Origin of the sequence: Acinetobacter sp. YH01019, from assembly GCF_013420285.1 — a bacterium.
GTDB classification, from domain to species: Bacteria; Pseudomonadota; Gammaproteobacteria; order Pseudomonadales; family Moraxellaceae; genus Acinetobacter; species Acinetobacter gandensis.
Genome location: NZ_VOYM01000011.1, coordinates 41,688 through 61,697 on the forward strand (window position 1 = coordinate 41,688; position 20,010 = coordinate 61,697).

Sequence of the window (20,010 nt, forward strand, 5' to 3'; positions counted from 1 at the left end):
AACAATAAGAATAACGATGCTGGACTGAAATAATGAAACATCAGCAGGGGATCGCTTTACTCACCATATTGGTCATGGTTGCTTTAGCAACGATTGTGGCGGCAGGTATTGCCCAACAACAAGCAAGTACGGCGGAAAATACTGCGTATTTAATGCGTCAAAATCAGTCTCTACTTTATGCGAAAAGTGCAGAAGCATTCTTTTCTGAAATGCTGGTGAATGATGCAGAAAATGCTGGGGATGTGGATCATTTACAGGAAAATTGGGCGAAACCGATGCCCGCATTTCCTGTTGAAGATGGGACTGTTTCTGGCATGCTGCATGATGACTCAGGAAAATTTAATCTAAATAGCTTGGTAACCGCTGACGATGCTGTAAATGAAAAGGCAAAGCTGTGGTTTGAAAAGATATTACAGCGTGTAGGTTTGCCTGCTGAAATCAGCCAGGCGGTCATTGATTGGCAAGATGAGAATGATGAAAATGCTGGGCCAATGGGCGCGGAACTATCTTATTACCGTAGTTTGAATGATTCGCCTTTGCCACCCAATACTAAATTTCACAATATAGCCGAGCTCAAATCAATACGCGGCTTCGAAAATGGAAAATACAGATTAATTGAAAAATATGTCAGTGCTTTACCTACACATGAAAGTACGGTGAATATTAATACGGCTTCGGCTTTCTTATTGTCGACTATTGATGAGCGTTTGGATGCAGTGACGATTGAGCAAGTTTTGCAACAACGCTCGGCTAAACTTGAACACTTTTCAAATGTTACGGATTTGTGGGCTATAGAACCGTTTTCACAAGTGAGTCAGGAAAATCGTGATTTGGTGAGTAGCCAGCTTGGGGTGAAATCAAATTATTTCAAAGCACAAATTGAAGTGATGCTTAGCGATCGTAAGAAGCAATTTACCAGTGACTTGGTGCGTCAAGAAAAGCAGGTTTATGTGGCTTATCGCAATATGGCGCCATTTTAATCAAGACTCTGAATAAAATCTTTAGAAGACTAGATGTATTTAAAACGAGGAGCAATCAAAAAAATCATGATAAGTTTTGCCAATCTAGCTGAACAGCAAAATTAATGCTCATTGTTTTACTTTTGCTTTATAATCGATGAGAACCCACAGATTATTTGATTGCATTACGGCATATGTTAATTCGTAAGTTATTTAAGTTTGAAAATGCGCATATTGTGCGTAATTGCACGTCAGACCGTTGCAAGCGCTCAATTCATGGGCATAGCTATAAAGTTGAACTGTTGCTGAAAGCATCAAGATTAGATCATGGTCAAATGGTGTATGATTTTGGACTGCTTAAAGGTGTGATTAAAGACTTATTCGATAGTTTTGATCATGCCATTTGTTTTTGGCAGCATGACGACGCTGAATATATTAAAGCTTGTAAACAATTTAGTGCACGTTGGGTGGCTTTACCAGTTTCACCTTCGGCAGAACAGTTTTCTCGTATTTTCTTCTATTTGGCGCAGCAGGTTTTAAAATCGACTGAAACCCAAAATGGTGAAGGGGATGTTGAAGTTTATTCTGTTATTGTGCATGAAACTGACACCGGCTACGCGCAAAGCTTTTTAGAAGATATTGAAAATAGTCAAATGGGACTGTTATCGCTTGAACAAATTGTCTTTTCAGAACAAGTGCAAGCGGAATGGAATGATACCCAAATGTATGAAAAATTAAAGCAAGGTCAAACTTTCCTAAATCCAACTGTGGATTTGCAAGTGAAGCTTTAATTTATATTTAAAATTGTAATTAGGATTAGGTAACAGTGATGTCTTTAACAGAACAGCAGCAAGCAAAACTCGCAAAAGTTCAGCTTGATGCCGGCTGGAAATTAGGTTTGAGTGATTTTTTACTTAGCCCACGCATGGATGAGTTAAAAGACTTTCTGCTACAAGAAATGAAACAGGATAAAGTGATTTATCCACCTAATGCTTTGATTTTTAATGCGCTGAATACAACACCATTAGATAATGTAAAAGTGGTGATTTTAGGGCAAGATCCTTATCATGGTCCAAATCAGGCACATGGTTTAAGTTTTTCAGTACAGAAGGGGCTTGCTTTGCCTCCTTCTTTGCGTAATATTTTCCATGAATTAAATACAGACCTAGGGGTTCCTGTGTCTAAGCATGGAGATTTAACACGCTGGGCAGAGCAAGGTGTACTTTTACTTAACAGCGTATTAACTGTTGAAGCTGGGCAACCGACTTCACATCAAAAACGTGGATGGGAAGATTTTACAGACCATGTTATTGATGTTTTAAATGAACAACGTGAACATCTCGTCTTTATACTTTGGGGCGCATATGCACAACGTAAGGGACAACGTATCGACCAAAATAAACACTTGGTTCTAAAGGCAGCTCATCCATCTCCATTGGCTGCAAACCGTGGTGGTTTCTTCGGTTGTAAAGTGTTCTCAAAATCTAATAATTATCTTAAACAAAATGGCATTGAGCCGATCGACTGGCAGCTGGACGCATGACATATTCTCCCGTTTCAAAAAATTATCACCCAGATCTGATTGTAGAAGAAGCGAAAAACGGTTGGCGCATTGTGCGCTTGAACCGTCCAAAATCGCTTCATGCTTTAGATGAATCTATCTGTAGCGCGCTACTCGAAGTATTTCAGGACTTTGAACATGACGCATCTGTAAAAGCGGTTTGGTTGGATTCCACAACGCCTAAAGCGTTTTGTGCGGGTGGTGATGTTCGTAAGCTTCGTCAGTTGGTCGTAAATGATGAAGTTGAAACGGCGAATCAATTTTTTGAACAAGAATATGCGCTTGACCTTCTATTGCATAACTATGCTAAACCTGTATTGGTTTGGGGTGAGGGTTATGTGATGGGCGGTGGTCTCGGCTTGTTTATGGCCGCACCTTTTCGTTTAGTAACGCCTTATTCGCGTTTGGCTATGCCTGAAATTAATATTGGCTTATATCCTGACGTAGGTGCTACACGTTTCCTTGCTGATCGTGGTGCAATTGGCCTGTTTACTGGTTTGACAGGTTCAATTATGACGGCGGCAGGTGCCTATGGTATTGGTTGGGCGACACATATTTGTGATGCACAGCGTGATAATGTGCTTGAAACTGTAGTTAATATTGATTGGGGTCATTATCCAGCAGGTGATTTTCGCGCGATTGATGACACGCTTAATAGTATGCATCGTCCAGTTGGGCCAGGGCCATTACAAAATTCATTAGATGTGATCCAAAGTGTGTGTCGTGGTCATAACTTCGAGCATGATTATGAGTCGATTATTGGTCTGAGTGATGCACGTAGTGATTGGTTGCGCCAAGCAAGTGAAAACTTGCAAAAGGGTTCTCCTGCAACAGCTGCTTTAACTTGGCTATTGTGGCAATGGGGCAAGCAAGTACATTCATGGAATGAAGTATTTGAGCTTGAAACTCAAATTTCAGACTGGAAAATTCGTCACGCAGACTTTATTGAAGGTGTTCGTGCGCGTTTGGTTGATAAAGACCTTTCTCCTGAGTGGAAGAAAGGTGCTGACTTATCACTTAAAGGTATTTTGTCAGACGAGCCACCTGTGACAAATATTGAAAGCTGGAACGCTTTATTGAAACACTATGGTGTTATTAGTTAATACATGTCTGAACAAATACAATTTAGTGACGAGTATTGGATGCAGCTTGCCTATGAGCAGGCTGCAAAAGCTGCAGAACTTCAAGAAATTCCAGTTGGTGCAGTCATTGTGAGTCAAAACAAGGTGATAGGTGCAGGTTTTAATGCGCCTATTTCTATGCAAGATCCGACTGCACATGCGGAAATCGTGGCGATTCGCGAAGCGTGTAAAAATTTAGAAAATTATCGATTACCCGATGATGCGACTATATATGTGACATTGGAGCCTTGCACCATGTGCGTGGGGGCATTGGTACATTCACGTATTCAGCGTGTGGTATTTGGTGCAATTGAGCCTAAAGCAGGCTCTTTGGTCAGTGCGCGTCAGTTATTAAGTGCAGGTTATTACAATCATATTTTTTCCTTCGAGCAAGGATGTCTACAAGAGCAATGCTCGGCACAGTTGAGTACTTTTTTTAAAATGCGTCGGGCTCAAAAGCGTGAATTAAAATTACAGGAAAAAATAAACAACACTGAACAGTTACAGCAAAATCAGGTAATATCGAATGACAATTAAAATTGTCAAATAAACATAGGTTCAACCATGAAGTCGATTCAAGTAAAAAAAGAATTCAATGCACCGATTGAGAAAGTTTTCGAATTGCTATCTAAACATGCAACATACAATGTTGCATTTGCACCGATACAAGTCGTGCGTGTCAAAGACTCAGCAGACCCTGAGCGTCCTGATGGAGTGGGTTCTGTACGCCGTATGGGCTTTGGTCCAATCAAACCATTGCAAGAACAAATTACGTTATTAGAACCGAATCAACGGATTGAATATAAAATTATTAAAAACCCATTGGTGAAACACCATTTGGGTATTATTCAGTTTGAAAGACTTGATGCTAACCGTACTTTGGTCACTTATACGATTGAATTACAGGCACGAGCACCATTTGTTAGCCAATTAATCCTTGCACAACTACAGTCAGCGATTAAAATTGGTTTTTCAAAACTTGCAAAAACCGTTTAACGAAGTGGAAACGCAATGACAGTTCAAATTATCACAATTGATGGCCCAAGTGGTTCGGGTAAGGGTACTTTAGCAGCAAAGATTGCTGCCCATTATCAGTATCATTTGCTTGATTCAGGTGCATTGTATCGTCTATTAGGATTGTCATTGCACAAGCAAGATTTGATTGATTCATTAGACACTCAACTTGAATCATGCGTAAAAATTGCAACAAATTTAGACATAAAATTTGTCACAAATGAAAGTGGCATTAGCGTTCTTTTGGACGGCGAAGATGTGTCTAAAATTATTCGTACAGAACGTGTTGGTGAGTTTGCATCAAAAGTAGCTGCAATTCCAGCACTTAGAACAGCACTGTTAGAGCGTCAGCACGCATTTGCGCAATCACCTGGATTGGTTGCAGATGGTCGCGACATGGCTACAACTATTTTTCCAAATGCTCAAGCCAAGATTTATTTAACCGCTTCTGCGCAGTCTCGTGCCGAGCGTCGAGTAAATCAGTTGCAGGCTATGGGTGTGGATGTTAAAATAAGCGACATTTTAGCTAATATCGAAGCGCGCGATAAACGAGATATGGAACGCACAGTCGCTCCACTCAAGCCTGCTCCTGATGCTTATTTCATTGATAGTTCAAATTTAACCATTGATGAAGTATTCACGCTGATGACGAATTACATCGATCAGCAATTAGCAAACTAAAGAATTTTCAGCAGAAGCATAGCTTGATCAGTCTTATACGGACTATGTAGACGCTTAATTAAACCGGCCTTGTCTGATCCAAGACCGCTGACTTTATCAGGTATATCATGACCGAATCTTTTGCAGCCCTCTTTGAAGAAAGCGAATTAAACCTCAACGTTGAAAAGGGTGCTGTCATCCAAGGCGTTGTAGTAAACATCGATTCTGACTGGGTAACAGTTGACACTGGCCTTAAATCAGAAGGTATTGTTGACCGCGCTGAATTCTTAAATGAACAACGTGAACTTGAAGTTCAAGTTGGCGACACTGTAGACGTTGTTGTTGAAGCTCTTGACAACGGTATGGGTCAAACAGTTCTTTCTCGCGAAAAAGCTAAGCGCGCTGAAACTTGGACTAAACTTGAAAAAATCTTTGAAGACGGCGAAATCGTTACTGGTGTTATCTCTGGTAAGGTTAAAGGCGGTTTCACTGTTGACATCGGTCCAGTTCGTGCGTTCCTTCCTGGTTCTTTAGTTGATACTCGTCCTATTCGTGATACTACTCACTTAGAAGGCAAAGAGTTAGAATTCAAAGTAATCAAACTTGATGCTAAACGTAACAACGTTGTTGTTTCACGTCGTGCTGTTATGGAAGCTGAATCTTCAGCTGACCGTGAAGCTCTTCTTGCTCAGCTTGAAGAAGGTCAAACAGTTACTGGTACAATCAAAAACCTTACTGACTACGGCGCATTCGTTGACCTTGGCGGTATTGATGGTCTTCTTCACATCACTGATATGGCTTGGAAACGCATCAAGCACCCTTCAGAAGTTGTTGAAGTTGGCCAAGAAGTTACTGTTAAAGTACTTAAATTTGACCGTGAACGTAACCGCGTATCTTTAGGTCTTAAACAATTAGGCGAAGATCCATGGTTAGCGATCATGAACCGTTACCCTAAAGGTTCTATCGTTAAAGCACGCGTTACTAACTTAACTGACTACGGCTGTTTCGCAGAAATCGCTGAAGGTGTTGAAGGTTTAGTACACGTTTCAGAAATGGATCACACTAACAAAAACATCCACCCATCTAAAGTAGTTCAGATCGGTGACGAAGTTGATGTTATGGTTCTTGAAGTTGATGAAGAACGTCGTCGTATTTCTCTTGGTATCAAACAAACTCGTGCTAACCCATGGGAAGAGTTTGCTAAAGACCACGACAAAGGCGAAAAAGTTTCTGGTACGATCAAATCTATCACTGACTTTGGTATCTTCATTGGTTTACCAGGCGGCATCGATGGCCTAGTTCACTTGTCAGACATCTCTTGGAACGAACAAGGCGAAGAAGCTATCCGTCGTTACAAGAAAGGTGACACAGTTGAAGCGGTTATCCTTTCAGTTGACGCTGAAGGCAACCGTATCAGCCTTGGTATCAAACAAATGAACAACGATCCGTTCAATGATTTCCTTGCGAACAACGAACGTGGTGCATTGGTTAAGGGTACTGTAACTGCAGTTGACGCTAAAGGCGCTACTGTTAAGTTGGCTGACGAAGTTGAAGCGACTCTTAAAGCATCTGAAATCAACCGCGATCGCGTTGAAGATGCAACTAAGTTCCTTGAAGTTGGTCAAGAAGTTGAAGCGAAAATCATCAACGTAGACCGCAAATCACGTTCTATCAACTTGTCTATCAAAGCGAAAGACGAAGCTGAAGAAAAAGAAGCAGTAGCTAACCTTAACAAGACAGCTACAGCAACTTCAGACAATGGTCCTAAGACTATTGGTGATTTGATCAAAGCTCAAATGAACCACTAAGTAAGCGTTTGAATTGTATTGTTAATGTAAGTTAATTAATACTTTTTACACAATTACTGTAACGGTAGCGTAGTAAGTGATTATTACGCTACCGTTTTGTATTTAAACAGGTTATTATCGGCGAATAGATCCTAAATAGCTTGATAATTAAAGAGGTCGCAGATGACTACTGAAGCACTTAATAAGTCTGACTTAATAGAGCGTATTTCTCTTAAAAATCCACACCTAGCTGAACCATTAGTGGAAGAAGCTGTTAAGATTATGATTGATCAGATGATTGAAGCATTATCAACTGATAATCGAATCGAGATTCGTGGTTTTGGTAGTTTTGCCTTGCACCACCGTGAACCACGTGTAGGTCGTAACCCGAAGACTGGTAAGTCTGTAGAAGTTGCTGCTAAAGCTGTACCTCACTTTAAACCAGGTAAGGCTTTACGTGATGCGGTAAACGAATCAGCAAACTAATACTATAAAGAAAGTTAGGGGTATTTATGCGTTATGTATTGGTCGTTATATTAGTCGTACTTTTTGGTTACTCATTGGCGATGGTTCTACAAAATGGAACTGAGCTTTCAGTAGACTTGTTGTTTACACAAGTACCTGCAATGCGATTGGGGCTTTTACTACTCTTAACACTTGCTTTAGGTATAGTTTTAGGTCTTTTAATTGCTGTTCAAGTGTTCCGAGTATTTCAGAACAATTGGGAAATTAAGCGTTTACGTAAAGATATTGACCGTCTACGTAAGGAGCAGATTCAAACTGCTCAACTGGCTGCTGCTGAAGCTGCAGCTCATACTCGTCATGAAAAGACAGTATTAGATATTGATGCGAATGAGCATCCTTCAAATCCGTTATAAAGCAATATTTGCTGATTAGGTGTACTGTTAATTTTCTAACAGTCACTTAAATTTATTATTTTGAACACTCTAGTGAATACTAGGGTGTTTTTTTATGGGATTTCATTTTCTCAAACTCACATATTCTATATAAAATAATTACATAGCTTGGTTTAAATTAAACGATTCAATTAACTTGAGTTTTATGACTATCTGCGCACGTGGAATGTATTTATAATGCTTTTTATTTTGTCAGAATGAAGGGTAGATCTCTTGAGTATCATTGTTGCATTAGATGCTAAAAGCCAATATGACGCACTTACAATTGCAGAGCAGTTAGATCCTGCATTATGTCGGGTAAAAGTTGGTAAAGAGCTATTTACTCACGAAGGACCATCTGTTGTTAAAGCATTACATGACAAAGGTTTCGAAGTCTTTTTGGATTTAAAATTCCACGATATTCCGAATACCACAGCACAAGCGGTATGTGCAGCGGCAGATATGGGCGTTTGGATGGTGAATGTTCACGCGTCTGGCGGCCGTAAAATGATGGAAACTTGTGTAGAGCGTTTAAAAGCGGGTAGTTATAATACACAGTTAATTGCCGTAACTGTTTTGACGTCAATGGGTCGCGAAGACTTAAAAGATTTGGGTCTAGATATAGAGCCGTTTGAGCATGTGAAGCGTCTTGCAACACTGACAAAAGAAAGTGGTCTGGATGGCGTAGTATGTTCAGCACAAGAAGCAAAAATGTTGCGTGATACATTGGGAAATGATTTTGCTTTGGTTACACCTGGTATTCGTCCTGAAGGCTCAGCAGCAGATGATCAGAAACGTATTGTGACACCGAAACAAGCGATGCTTGATGGTTCTACCCATTTGGTGATTGGTCGTCCGATTACCAAGTCGGAAAATATGCGTCAGACAATGAAAGATATTTTAGCGACACTTTAATATTTACCCTCTCTCTAACTCTCTGCCATGGGAAGGAGGAGCTCCTCTCCCTTTGGGAGAGGATTTAGGTGAGGGGTTAGATAGCTGCCAATATACTCACAAATATTGGTGCGAGTACTGATAAGATAAAACCACTTACCATTGCATGTGGAATAAAATCATTACCACAGGCTTGTTTCACCATTGGTAATGTAACGTCCATTGCTGTTGCACCTGCAGATGAAATAGCTGATCGTGGATAACGCCAGCCAATAATATACATAAATACGATTGCAAAGATTTCTCTAAATAAATCATTCATCAGTGCAATACTGCCTAAATGTGCATTCTTTAATTCTGTAACCACAATACCCGTCATGGAATAGAAACCATAACCCTGAGACAGCATAATTAAATCTTTTAAATTTATATTAGGTAAAAAATATGCAGCAATAAATGCTCCAATTAATGACCCAACAATACAACCTAAAGGCACGAGGAAAATTTTCCAATTTAACCAAGAACGGTCGAGTGGAGAATAAGCAAGGTCAAGTCCAATCAGGAACATAAAAACTAAAAGTAAATTCCATGTACTGATGTGTGGGTTAATATGGAAATATGCGACGATTTCAGCGAAAGCATAGCCAGCACCTAGGGCGATAAATGCGTAGCTGATATTAATCAGTGAGCTCGTGACCAATTGCATGGATACTTTGCCATGACTGGGTTGATAGCCCAATGATTTAAATAAAATATAACAACAAATAAAAGCACCAACCGATGTGCTTAGAGCAATGAGCATAGCTGATGAAAGGATTTGCCAAGGCGCAGTAATGGTATGAATTGTTTCAGAAAATTCGATTGCAATCGCAAATAGTAAAACATAGGTGAAATAGGGAAGTATTTTGAAAGCTAGTTTTTCTAACCAGCTTGGAAGTCTTTTAGCAAAAAGAAAACCTAATCCTAGGCATGCTAAGAGTTGAAAAATTAACCAAAAAGATTGCATAAAATCAATAAGCAGATAATCAATATCTGCTTATTATGAACTGTTATTGCTTAAGCTGCATGACTTGCTTTGCTTTTACTTAAAAGTCTGAAGTCTGCCGGGTTAACTTTGCGTGTAGCAAGCCAGTATTTCCATGTATACGTTGGCCATAATGCAAAGTTTTTACCACCATTTTGTTGATACCAACTGACGCAACCTGACTGCCAAACTGTACCTTCAAGCATGTGTTGCACATAATCATTGTATTGGTTTTGAGTTTCATCTTTAACCACAATGGCATTGGATTTACTCTTTGAAACCAGTTTCATCATTTGTAAAATATACTCGACTTGCGCTTCGATCATAAAGACCACAGAGTTATGTGCAAGTACAGTATTTGGCCCTAATAGTTGAAACAAATTTGGAAAGCCTTTAGTACTAATGCCGTAATAACTCTCTGCGCCATCTTGCCACTGCTGCTTCAGTTCTTTACCTTCTTCACCAATACATTCAAAGGACTTGAGATAAATACGTGGGTCAGTAATAAAACCAGTCCCGTAGATTAAGCAGTCAATTTCACGGGATTTTCCATCTTTGGTAATAATGCTATTTTCAGTGATCTCTTGAATGGCATCTGTTACCAATTCCACATTTTTACGGTTAAAGGTTGGAAAATATTTATTAGAGATAAGAATACGCTTACAGCCCATAATGTAGTTGGGTATCAACTTTTGCGCCAAAGAAGGATCTTTTACTTGATATTTAATATATAACTCAGCAAGTTTTTGTGCGTATTTCATGGTCATAGGCTTAACAATTGGAACGACACGTGATTCGTTGGTCCAATACAGGCGAGCACGGTGAATTTTTCGAAACCAATTATATTTTTTAAATAATGATTTTTCTAAACCATGATAACTACGTTCATCACGTGGAATGACCCAAGCAGCAGTCCGTTGAAAAACGTAAAGTTGCTTAGTTTGAGGGGCAATTTCAGGAATGTACTGAATTGCACTGCCACCAGTGCCAATCGAAGCAACTGTTTTACCTTCAAGTGAGTAGTCATGTTCCCATTGTGAGGAGTGAAAAACCTTGCCTTTAAATTTATCAATACCCTGAATATGTGGAATTTGCGGTACATGCAGTGGGCCTGAAGCAAAAATGACATATTGAGCAATCAGTGTAGATTGATCTTTTAAATCAAGTTTCCATTCACAGTTTTGCTCATCATACTTGGCAGATAAAACTTCGCAATTAAAGCGGCAGAATTGTTTGAGGTTATATTCTTGAGTTACGCTTTGGATATAGCTAAATATTTCTGGGGCTTCAGCATAGCGTTTAGACCAATCTGTTTTAGGTGCAAATGAAAGAGAGTACATATGTGACTGCACATCACATGCAGCGCCTGGATAACGGTTTTCACGCCACGTTCCGCCGAACTCATTGGCTTTTTCTAAAATTAGAAAGTCTTGATTGCCTTGTTGGAGTAAGCGTATCGCCATCGCTATTCCACCAAAACCGCCGCCAATAATGGCAACTTGAGTGCGAAGTGTGTTTGGTGTGGTCTTGTTTTGAGATGTTTTTGTTGTTGCTTCTGGCATCATGCTGAGAAATCCATGCTTATTTTTTAACTAGCATATATGACCTAGCTATTCAAAGCATATGATAGTGATGACAGGAATATTGATCAAAACGGCAATTTTCAAAGTCATCATTTTGTAGTAAAAAAGAAGAAATTTATATTTTCTAGAGTCTATGAAGCGATCTATTCTCAGCCTGATGTATTTAGTGCAAGGTATGCGTAAAGCAGGCGTAGATGTAGATCAGCGTTTGCAAAGCATTGGGCTGCGTGTTGATGCACTTGATCCCACATCTGTTATACATCCGAGTTTGGAATGGGATGTCCTTAAAGTTATAGGTAAAGATGTAGAACCTGAGCAAGGACTTTATATAGGGCAGCATTATGCACTCGCTGGATATGGTCCATTGCTGATGCTTTTGGTCACCAGTGACACATTACGCCAAGCACTTAATCAAGGTATTCGTTTTCAACAACTGACGCACTTAACTGGACGGTTGAGTTTGCAAATGAGTAACCATAAAGTTGCACTATGCTATCAGCCGCAAGATGTGTATTCACCTTTGGGTGCTTTACTTGCGCAGTCTGAAATTTCTGGGACGTATAAGTTCATTCGTGACTTATATAAGATGATGGGGCTTTCGACGCCTCAAGTTGAAATAGATTTGCCATTTGCTCAACCTGAACAAGCTGAAAAGCTGCAAATGTACACAGACTATTATGGAACCCAAGTTCGTTTTGGAGCACCATGTGCTGCCTTTTGGTTTGATGAAAATGTATTAGATATCCGTATTCCATCGGCGGATATTATTACCTTTCGTTTGTATGAGTCGAAATGTATTACTGAGCTAGAGCGTTTGTCTGCTGATGAAAATGCACCATCACTAATTCAACGTGTTCAGGATTATTTAGAATTGCAAAGTGGAGCTATGCCGAGTATGGCGGCAACTGCACAGGCACTAAATTTGCCGGAACGAACTTTACGTCATCAATTGCAGCAGTTAAATACCAGTTATAAGCAAATTCGTGAAGATATTATTAAAGATAAGGCTTTACGCCTGATTGAATATAATGAGTATTCAATTGAAATGATTGCAGAATTGCTCGGTTATTCTGAGCCGGCGGCGTTCAATCACGCATTTAAACGCTGGTTTGGTCATAGTCCGCGTCAATATAACAAATAGCCTAAGTTGATTAATGCCAAAGTGTTATATCTTCAAATTCAATCTCCGCTATAATTTATGTAGCCCAAAAAAGTATTCAATGATATGTCCGAATTTCAGTCTACACAAAACACCTCTTTCACACCGATTTCACCGGCTGAGCGTTATGCTCAAGCTTTAGCATCTGGTCAATTTTTACCAGATCAAGAGCAGGCGCAAGCAGTGCATGAGCTGGATCGTGTTTGGCAGGAATTAATACAGCGTTTTAAAGCGTCGAAAAAAGCATTCCGTCGCTTCCGCCGTCAAACTGCACCGAAGGGTGTGTACATGTGGGGTGGTGTAGGTCGTGGTAAAACATGGTTAATGGATCAGTTCTATGAATCTGTACCATTTCGCCGTAAAACCCGTATGCATTTCCATCACTTCATGCAATATGTGCATCGCGAGTTAAATAAGCTATCAGGACAACGTAATCCATTAGAGCTTGTTGCAGATCAAATTTACAAAGAAGCTGTGGTGATTTGTTTCGATGAGTTCTTTGTATCGAACGTTACTGATGCAATGATTTTAAGTGACTTGTTCCAGAAATTATTTACACGTGGAATCACACTTGTAGCAACTTCAAACATTGCACCAGATGGTTTATATAAAAATGGTATTCATCGTGACCGTTTTATTCCGACCATTGAAATGGTGAAAAAGAACTGCGTGATTTTAAATGTCGATGCAGGTGTGGATTACCGTTTACGTGTATTGAAGCAAGCACAGTTGTTTAAATCACCCTTAACCCACGAACATAAGTTGTGGATGGCACAGCGCTTTACAGCATTGACGCAAACACAGGTGCAGTCACAAGAAGCAATTTTAATTAATAATCGAATTGTGGAAACGATTGGCCATACTGAGGATGTGCTTTGGTGTGAATATTCTGAGCTATGCTTGAAGCCACGTAGTCCTGCAGACTTTATTGAAATTGCCAATATTTATAATACGGTTTTGGTGAGTAATGTTCCGCATTTAACAGATTACCTTTCTGAAGGTACACGTCGTTTTATTTATTTGGTCGATGAATTCTATGATCGTGGCGTAAAATTACTCCTTACATCTGAAGATAGTATTATTGATATTTATCAAGGTGAGAAGTTGGCATTTGAAATTGAGCGTACCCGCTCACGTTTGCTTGAAATGCAGTCTGATGATTATCTTCAAACATCGCATCGTCAAATCAATGCACCAGAATCTACCGTAGAAAATTAAGAGTTTTTGTTGTAATGAAAAAAGAACGTCTTGATGGCGTTCTTTTTTTTGATTTTTAGTTTTAGATTACTTGTATAGATAAGAAAAAATGTAGAACGAACAATCGACTTTAAAAGCGATTTCGCAAGATAAAAGCATCATTTAATAAGAAGTCGGGCTGTTTAATAATTCAACGATAAAAGCGTTAAATTTAAACTGATTGGTTGAAGTTGCAGCATCGACATTCAGCGTATTTCATGGCTTAATCGAGTGAGTTTGTTAGATGCTTGGGTCTATTTGTTCAGTTTTAGAACAAAATTCTGCACTTAAGTCTAATTTCGACATTTCAAAAACTTTATACACTGTAAAAAGGTATTCAGGCTGATGATGACGTCGTATTTCTGATCTTTATTATGTTGAATGATGAGGGTATTTCATTACATAGAAAATGATCATTATTTAGGAATGTGATAGTACTATTCAGCAAAGTATAAATGGGTATACTAGAATCTCTTGTTATAAAAAATAGCAATATCAGGAAAGACAATGACTGCACGTATTCAAAAAGGCAAGTTAGCGATTGCTAAAGAACTTTACGATTTCATCGAAAATGAAGCACTACCGGGTTCAGGTTTAGATAGTGAAACTTACTGGAAAAACTTTGAACAAGTCGTTGTCGATCTTAGCCCAAAGAACAAAGCACTATTGGCTAAGCGTGACGACATTCAAGCTAAAATTGATGAATGGCACCGCAACAACAAATTTGAACTCGAAGCTTACAAAGCTTTCCTTACTGAAATTGGCTACTTATTACCAGAAGTAGAAGATTTTCAAATCAGCACAGAAAATGTAGACGAAGAAATCGCATTATTGGCTGGTGCGCAATTGGTAGTACCTGTGCGTAATGCACGTTACTGCTTAAACGCTGCGAATGCACGTTGGGGTTCACTCTACGATGCGCTTTACGGTTTTGACGTGATCTCTGAAGAAGGCGGCGCGGAAAAAGGTAAGGGCTATAACCCAGCTCGTGGCGCAAAAGTTATCGAATTTGCTAAAAACTTCTTAAATGAAACTTTCCCGCTAGCTAATGGTTCGCATGCAGATGCAACTAAATATGCGGTAGAGGGCAAAAAGTTAGTTGTAAGCCTAAAAGATGGCTCAACTGCAACTTTAGCGAAAGAAGCTCAGTTTGTTGGTTTTAATGGTGACGAAGCTGCACCAACTGAAATCGTACTTTTAAACAATGGTTTACATGTAATCATTGAAGTTGATGCGACGAGTCCAATTGGTTCAACAGATGCTGCTGGCGTTAAAGACTTAGTTCTTGAAGCTGCGGTAACCACAATTCAAGATTTGGAAGACTCAATTGCTGCAGTTGATGCTGAAGAGAAAGTTGAAGGCTACCGTAACTGGTTAGGCTTAATGAAAGGTACACTTTCTGAGTCTATTGAGAAAAATGGTAAAACTGTTACTCGTACATTGAACAAAGACCGTACGCACAAAAACTTGATCGGTGGTGAAACTACGCTTCACGGTCGTTCATTGATGCTTCTTCGTAACGTGGGTCATTTGATGACAAACCCTGCGATCCTTGTAGATGGTGCTGAAATCTACGAAGGCATCATGGATGCATTGATCACACCGTTATTGACGTTTGCAGACATCAAGGGCGAAAACGAAAACAAGAACTCTCGTAAAGGTTCTATGTACATCGTTAAACCAAAAATGCACGGTCCAGAAGAAGTTGCATTTGCAGTTGAATTATTTGAGCGTGCTGAACAAGCGCTTGGTCTACCTGCGAAGACTTTGAAAATCGGTATCATGGACGAAGAACGTCGTACTTCTGTGAACTTGAAAAACTGTATCGCACAAGCGAAAGATCGCACGATCTTTATTAATACAGGTTTCATGGACCGTACAGGTGACGAAATCCATACTTTCATGGAAGCAGGTCCATTCGTTCGTAAAGGCGAAGTGAAATCTCAAATCTGGTTCCCAGCTTACGAAAACCGTAACGTGATGATCGGTCTACAAGCAGGCTTACGTGGTAAAGCGCAAATCGGTAAAGGCATGTGGCCAAAACCAGATATGTTGCTTGATATGTACAAAACGAAGATTGAGCATCCAGAAGCTGGCGCAAGCTGTGCATGGGTTCCGTCTCCATCTGGCGCTGTAATTCACGCGATTCACTACCATCAGTGCAATGTTTCTGAGCGTCAAAAAGAGTTGTTGAATACTCAGCCGCTATCTTTAGATGACTTGTTAACGCCGCCTTTAGCGACAGATACAAACTGGTCTGAAGAAGAGAAAACTAAAGAACTCGAAAATAACCTTCAAGGCATCTTAGGTTATGTCGTTCGTTGGGTTGATTTGGGTGTAGGTTGTTCAAAAGTTCTAGACATCAACAACGTGGGTTTGATGGAAGACCGTGCAACTTTACGTATTTCTTCTCAACACGTTGCGAACTGGTTACGTCACGGTATCGTAACTGCTGAACAAGTTGAAGAAGTATTTAAGCGCATGGCGAAAGTTGTGGATGAGCAAAATGCCAACGATCCACTTTACACACCAATGGCCCCAGGCTTTGATGGTTATGCATACAAAGCAGCTTATGACTTAGTATTCAAAGGTGGCGAGCAGCCTTCTGGTTATACAGAGCCGCTTCTTCATGCTTACCGTTTAAAATTAAAAGGTTATACAGGTGACTAATCTGTAAATCCAAAAAAAGCCTCTTCGGAGGCTTTTTTTATTGCTTGAGAAAGTTAGAATGTCGACATAAAAAATGAAAAGGAAACGCCATGTATTTATGGAATGTAAATCGGTTGGTGGAGGATATACGACTGAATAAAGTTTCAGAAACCCATTATAAAAACTACTATATTGCCAGCTCAATATTGATTTTCTTTAGCTACTTAGCGCTGACCTTAACCCCAGAATCTAAACTAACTGAAGCTTGGGCTTCATTTATTCTGCAAATAGGGCTTTTGGTTAGCTGGGTGAATGCCATCTTTAAAGTCAATGGTGGGAAGCATGGCCGAGATTTTTTAAAACGCTTTATCGCATTGTATTTGCCCGTGACTATTCAGACTTTAGTTCTTTTTATCGTGATTGTTTTTGTCATCGAAGCGCTGTTACCCATGTTGACTGTGAATATGGATGAGGCACTGCTTGAGCAAATCACCACAATTAAAGACTTGAGTATTGAAGTTATCATAAGCTGTTATATATATTGGCGAATCTATAAAGCGATGCAGCAGATTAATAAGCCTGTTTAACTTATAGGGTTGTAAAAGAAATTAATAATAAAGTTTCATCCTGTTTTTATCATAGCTTTTCACAGCTGAAGCCTTTACATTGGAACGAATGATAAAAATAGGACTGAAATCATGTCAGCATACACTGCTTTAGACCTACAATATATAGGCGGGCAATGGCGAGCCGGTACATCAACACGTAATATCCAAAATCTAAATCCATATAATCAAACGCTCATTTTTGACTTACAAGCTGCTAGTAGTGTTGATGTAGATAGTGCTTATAGTGCTGCAGAATACGCTTTTAAAGATGAACGAATCAAAGCAATTCAAGTTCGTAAGCAAGTCATTACTCTGTTGAGCGAAATAATTCAGCAGCGCCGCGAAGAAATTATTCAATGGTTGATTGATGAATCCGGTAGTACACGTTTAAAAGCCAATATTGAAGTTGATGCAGCACTTGGCATTATCAAAGAATCTCTGAGTTTTCCTGAAAAAATGCAAACCACGCAACTGGAGAGTAAAGATCCGAGCCGAAAGAGTTTTGTACTGCGCAAGCCATTGGGTGTCATAGCTGTGATTAGCCCATGGAACTTTCCATTTCATTTATCGATGCGTTCTGTGGTGACAGCGATTGCTTGTGGAAACTCTGTTGTGCTTAAACCAGCCAGTGATACGCCAGTCACAGGTGGTACATTACTCGGCAAATTATTTGAAGAAGCAGGTTTGCCGCATGGCGTATTGAATGTGGTTGCAGGCAGCGGCAGTGAAATTGGGGATTATTTTGTAGAACATTCTGTACCGAAAATGATTTCTTTTACTGGCTCTACAGAAGTCGGTAAGCAAGTTGGCGTGAAAGCTTTGGCAAGTTCACGAATTAAGCGGCTTGCACTTGAGTTGGGTGGTAATGCGCCATTGGTAATTTTGGATGATGCAGATTTAGATTTAGCTGTTGAATTGACTGTAATGGGGCGGTTTTTGCATCAAGGTCAAATCTGTATGAGTACGAACCGCGTCATTGTGGATGAATCTATACATGATGCTTATGTGGATAAGCTTATTCAGCGAGTAAAAACAATTGTCGTCGGTGATCCTAATCAGGCGGATACCTTAATCGGTCCAATCATTAATGCTAGCCAAGTGGATAAACTCAAAACCATTATTCAAAATGCCATTCAGCACAATGCAATTTTAGCTTATGCAGGTGGTATAGAAGGGCAAGTAGTTGCACCACATATCTTTACTGAAGTGGATCCACATGCAGATATTGCCCTGGAAGAAAGCTTTGGCCCAGTATTGCCTATTATCAAAGTTCAAAATGAGGAACATGCACTTGAAATTGCCAATTCAACCCGTTTTGGTTTGTCGAGTGCAGTCTGTACTTCGAATTTAGAACGTGGTGGGGAGTTTGCATCCAAACTTGATATTGGAATGACCCACATTAATGGCATTAGTGTTGCAGACCATGCCAATGCACCGTTTGGTGGTGAACGAAATTCAGGACTAGGGCGTTTTAATGGGGAATGGATCTTTGAAGAATTTACCCGCACTCATTGGCAAACTTTTCCAGTCTAAACTAAACATTTTAATAAAAGCGTACCAATTGGTGCGCTTTTAAATTTCAATCTTTACTTATTTATGAAAGACTGAGTATTCATTTGTGAGAACCGCATTGGTATATTATGTGCGCCAATTTCAAACCCATTACTTTAGCTCAGTTAAAGTCACTAAATTTACCTGAGATCACTTTTGATTATCCCAATGAGGTGTATCCAAATTATGAACTGCCGCTTTTGTTTGCATCTGTTCAGGGACTTGAGTGGCGGAAAGTTGGTTTTGGTATGGTACCGAAATGGGCAGAAGACAAATCTATTGCATTAAAAACCTATAATGCACGCAATGAAACCTTATTTCAAAAGCCAACATTTTTAAATTCAATTTCTAAATGTAAGTTTGGTGTTATACCCGTTTCTGAATTTTATGAATCCAAATATATAGAAAATAAGCCTCAGCGATGGGGTGTTCGACGTAAAGATGGGCAAGCTTTTTATATTGCAGCACTTTATGAAATCTGCAAACAAGGGGATGAAATTATACGATCTAGTAGCATGATTACCATGGATGCGATTGATCATGAAATGATGAAGGACTTTCATGAGCCTGGTGATGTTAAACGCTCAGTTATTATTATTCCTCATGACCGATTACAAGAATGGCTCACATGGAGAAGCTCTGACATAAGCAGTTTTATACACGGATTCCCAGTTGAAGAATTTGAATGTACGCATGTACCCAAAATAAAAATCGAAAAAATCAGTCCCCAACTGAACTTTTTCGATTGATACTTCGGTGATGCAGAATGTTTAGCGTGCTAAGTTTTTGAAGATGTGTTTCAAACTTTCCATAGTTTTTTCAATTTGTAATGGCGTTAAACCTTCAAATGATTGCTCAAGAACGACATTAGTTAAATCATTAATTTTTTGTGTCATTTCTGAGCCTTTTTCAGTCAAAATGACACGGGTAATTCGTGCATCATCTTCACATGAATAAGTATCAACTAAACCTTCATCTTTGAGTCGATAAACAATTTTAGTTGTTGTCGACATTTTAGATACGACCATTTCTGAAAGGTCAGAAACGCTTGCATGTGGTTTAGATTTAAGTGCGAGTAAAATGCGACGACGAGAGTTGTCTAAACCATATTTTTTGAGTGCATGATCAACATTCAATACGTATTGTGCATGAACTTGAGTTACCCAATAGAATGGAAAATTGGTGGTGTTTTAAAAAGTATGCTGACATTAAATGAAGCCATTATTGATGTAAAAGAAGGTTAAGTCGAAGGCTTTAAAATGGTTTTCAAGCTTTTTGGAGAAATTACAACTTCTTCTAAAACCACGC

19 protein-coding genes and 2 pseudogenes are annotated in these 20,010 nt (G+C 39.4%); 17 read left to right on the plus strand and 4 right to left on the minus strand.

Going from position 1 to position 20,010, the window contains the following annotated elements:
- Positions 1–32 precede the first annotated feature (32 nt).
- From gspK to pyrF, 11 genes are all read left to right on the plus strand, one after another.
- Positions 33–980 carry a type II secretion system minor pseudopilin GspK gene (gspK, locus tag FTT84_RS04635; RefSeq protein WP_180057039.1) on the plus strand — a complete coding sequence of 316 codons (948 nt, stop codon included), beginning with the start codon at positions 33–35 and terminating at the stop codon, positions 978–980.
- A 173-nt stretch (positions 981–1,153) separates the two neighbouring features.
- Entirely contained in the window at positions 1,154–1,750 is a 597-nt protein-coding gene (locus tag FTT84_RS04640; RefSeq protein WP_067767484.1) for a 6-carboxytetrahydropterin synthase, read from the plus strand.
- Between the two features lie 38 nt (positions 1,751–1,788).
- Entirely contained in the window at positions 1,789–2,502 is a 714-nt protein-coding gene (gene ung, locus FTT84_RS04645) for a uracil-DNA glycosylase (protein WP_067767482.1), read from the plus strand.
- Positions 2,499–3,623 carry an enoyl-CoA hydratase/isomerase family protein gene (locus tag FTT84_RS04650; RefSeq protein WP_067767479.1) on the plus strand — a complete coding sequence of 375 codons (1,125 nt, stop codon included), beginning with the start codon at positions 2,499–2,501 and terminating at the stop codon, positions 3,621–3,623. The genes ung and FTT84_RS04650 overlap by 4 nt, the downstream gene beginning before the upstream one ends.
- A gap of 3 nt (positions 3,624–3,626) precedes the next feature.
- Positions 3,627–4,178, plus strand: a complete 552-nt coding sequence (gene tadA, locus FTT84_RS04655; RefSeq protein ID WP_067767476.1) for a tRNA adenosine(34) deaminase TadA — start codon at positions 3,627–3,629, stop codon at positions 4,176–4,178.
- Positions 4,179–4,205: 27 nt separating this feature from the next.
- Positions 4,206–4,637: an SRPBCC family protein gene (locus tag FTT84_RS04660; protein ID WP_067767473.1), complete on the plus strand. Its 432-nt coding sequence runs from the start codon at positions 4,206–4,208 to the stop codon at positions 4,635–4,637.
- Between the two features lie 15 nt (positions 4,638–4,652).
- Positions 4,653–5,336 carry a (d)CMP kinase gene (cmk, locus tag FTT84_RS04665; RefSeq protein WP_067767470.1) on the plus strand — a complete coding sequence of 228 codons (684 nt, stop codon included), beginning with the start codon at positions 4,653–4,655 and terminating at the stop codon, positions 5,334–5,336.
- A gap of 107 nt (positions 5,337–5,443) precedes the next feature.
- Positions 5,444–7,123, plus strand: a complete 1,680-nt coding sequence (gene rpsA, locus FTT84_RS04670) for a 30S ribosomal protein S1 (RefSeq protein WP_067767467.1) — start codon at positions 5,444–5,446, stop codon at positions 7,121–7,123.
- Positions 7,124–7,285: 162 nt separating this feature from the next.
- Complete coding sequence (locus tag FTT84_RS04675) at positions 7,286–7,588, plus strand: integration host factor subunit beta (RefSeq protein WP_067767464.1); 303 nt, start codon at positions 7,286–7,288, stop codon at positions 7,586–7,588.
- Between the two features lie 26 nt (positions 7,589–7,614).
- A complete protein-coding gene (locus FTT84_RS04680; protein ID WP_067767461.1) occupies positions 7,615–7,980 on the plus strand; it encodes a lipopolysaccharide assembly protein LapA domain-containing protein in 366 nt (121 codons plus the stop codon).
- Positions 7,981–8,232: 252 nt separating this feature from the next.
- Positions 8,233–8,913 carry an orotidine-5'-phosphate decarboxylase gene (gene pyrF, locus FTT84_RS04685; RefSeq protein WP_180057025.1) on the plus strand — a complete coding sequence of 227 codons (681 nt, stop codon included), beginning with the start codon at positions 8,233–8,235 and terminating at the stop codon, positions 8,911–8,913.
- Between the two features lie 76 nt (positions 8,914–8,989).
- Here the strand turns inward: pyrF and FTT84_RS04690 are convergent, their stop codons facing one another.
- Together FTT84_RS04690 and FTT84_RS04695 are read right to left on the minus strand one after the other, a co-directional pair.
- On the minus strand, positions 8,990–9,898 hold the full coding sequence (locus FTT84_RS04690) for a lysine exporter LysO family protein (protein WP_180080163.1): 909 nt from the start codon (positions 9,896–9,898) through the stop codon (positions 8,990–8,992).
- A 50-nt stretch (positions 9,899–9,948) separates the two neighbouring features.
- Positions 9,949–11,478, minus strand: coding sequence for an NAD(P)/FAD-dependent oxidoreductase (locus FTT84_RS04695; protein WP_067767624.1), 1,530 nt, complete (start codon positions 11,476–11,478; stop codon positions 9,949–9,951).
- A gap of 154 nt (positions 11,479–11,632) precedes the next feature.
- Here FTT84_RS04695 and FTT84_RS04700 point away from each other — a divergent pair, with 154 nt between their 5' ends.
- The 6 genes from FTT84_RS04700 to FTT84_RS04725 all read left to right on the plus strand — a co-directional run bounded on the left by FTT84_RS04700 (position 11,633) and on the right by FTT84_RS04725 (position 19,451).
- Positions 11,633–12,640 (plus strand): AraC family transcriptional regulator, encoded by a 1,008-nt coding sequence (locus FTT84_RS04700; protein ID WP_180058804.1) that lies wholly within the window; start codon positions 11,633–11,635, stop codon positions 12,638–12,640.
- Positions 12,641–12,724: 84 nt separating this feature from the next.
- Positions 12,725–13,876: a cell division protein ZapE gene (gene zapE, locus FTT84_RS04705; RefSeq protein WP_067767451.1), complete on the plus strand. Its 1,152-nt coding sequence runs from the start codon at positions 12,725–12,727 to the stop codon at positions 13,874–13,876.
- A gap of 525 nt (positions 13,877–14,401) precedes the next feature.
- Entirely contained in the window at positions 14,402–16,564 is a 2,163-nt protein-coding gene (locus tag FTT84_RS04710; RefSeq protein ID WP_067767448.1) for a malate synthase G, read from the plus strand.
- Positions 16,565–16,653: 89 nt separating this feature from the next.
- The gene (locus FTT84_RS04715; protein ID WP_180080166.1) at positions 16,654–17,130 is read left to right on the plus strand and encodes a hypothetical protein; all 477 of its coding nucleotides are present in this window, start codon (positions 16,654–16,656) and stop codon (positions 17,128–17,130) included.
- A 111-nt stretch (positions 17,131–17,241) separates the two neighbouring features.
- Positions 17,242–18,684 (plus strand): aldehyde dehydrogenase family protein, encoded by a 1,443-nt coding sequence (locus FTT84_RS04720; RefSeq protein WP_180080169.1) that lies wholly within the window; start codon positions 17,242–17,244, stop codon positions 18,682–18,684.
- Positions 18,685–18,791: 107 nt separating this feature from the next.
- A complete protein-coding gene (locus FTT84_RS04725) occupies positions 18,792–19,451 on the plus strand; it encodes an SOS response-associated peptidase family protein (protein ID WP_180080172.1) in 660 nt (219 codons plus the stop codon).
- Between the two features lie 21 nt (positions 19,452–19,472).
- Here FTT84_RS04725 and FTT84_RS04730 read toward each other — a convergent pair.
- Positions 19,473–19,883: pseudogene (locus tag FTT84_RS04730) on the minus strand (MarR family winged helix-turn-helix transcriptional regulator); the annotation flags it as partial.
- A gap of 27 nt (positions 19,884–19,910) precedes the next feature.
- Positions 19,911–20,010, minus strand: a pseudogene (locus FTT84_RS04735) (IS1 family transposase); the annotation flags it as partial.

Coding starts and splice junctions, on each gene's coding strand:
- FTT84_RS04715 (WP_180080166.1), top strand. CDS start 16,654: ATGTATTTATGGAATGTAAATCGGTTGGTGGAGGATATACGACTGAAT.
- FTT84_RS04725 (WP_180080172.1), top strand. CDS start 18,792: ATGTGCGCCAATTTCAAACCCATTACTTTAGCTCAGTTAAAGTCACTA.
- gspK (WP_180057039.1), top strand. CDS start 33: ATGAAACATCAGCAGGGGATCGCTTTACTCACCATATTGGTCATGGTT.
- FTT84_RS04710 (WP_067767448.1), top strand. CDS start 14,402: ATGACTGCACGTATTCAAAAAGGCAAGTTAGCGATTGCTAAAGAACTT.
- FTT84_RS04675 (WP_067767464.1), top strand. CDS start 7,286: ATGACTACTGAAGCACTTAATAAGTCTGACTTAATAGAGCGTATTTCT.
- cmk (WP_067767470.1), top strand. CDS start 4,653: ATGACAGTTCAAATTATCACAATTGATGGCCCAAGTGGTTCGGGTAAG.
- FTT84_RS04720 (WP_180080169.1), top strand. CDS start 17,242: ATGTCAGCATACACTGCTTTAGACCTACAATATATAGGCGGGCAATGG.
- FTT84_RS04695 (WP_067767624.1), bottom strand. CDS start 11,478: ATGCCAGAAGCAACAACAAAAACATCTCAAAACAAGACCACACCAAAC.
- FTT84_RS04640 (WP_067767484.1), top strand. CDS start 1,154: ATGTTAATTCGTAAGTTATTTAAGTTTGAAAATGCGCATATTGTGCGT.
- FTT84_RS04650 (WP_067767479.1), top strand. CDS start 2,499: ATGACATATTCTCCCGTTTCAAAAAATTATCACCCAGATCTGATTGTA.
- FTT84_RS04690 (WP_180080163.1), bottom strand. CDS start 9,898: ATGCAATCTTTTTGGTTAATTTTTCAACTCTTAGCATGCCTAGGATTA.
- FTT84_RS04660 (WP_067767473.1), top strand. CDS start 4,206: ATGAAGTCGATTCAAGTAAAAAAAGAATTCAATGCACCGATTGAGAAA.
- FTT84_RS04700 (WP_180058804.1), top strand. CDS start 11,633: ATGAAGCGATCTATTCTCAGCCTGATGTATTTAGTGCAAGGTATGCGT.
- tadA (WP_067767476.1), top strand. CDS start 3,627: ATGTCTGAACAAATACAATTTAGTGACGAGTATTGGATGCAGCTTGCC.
- ung (WP_067767482.1), top strand. CDS start 1,789: ATGTCTTTAACAGAACAGCAGCAAGCAAAACTCGCAAAAGTTCAGCTT.
- zapE (WP_067767451.1), top strand. CDS start 12,725: ATGTCCGAATTTCAGTCTACACAAAACACCTCTTTCACACCGATTTCA.
- FTT84_RS04680 (WP_067767461.1), top strand. CDS start 7,615: ATGCGTTATGTATTGGTCGTTATATTAGTCGTACTTTTTGGTTACTCA.
- rpsA (WP_067767467.1), top strand. CDS start 5,444: ATGACCGAATCTTTTGCAGCCCTCTTTGAAGAAAGCGAATTAAACCTC.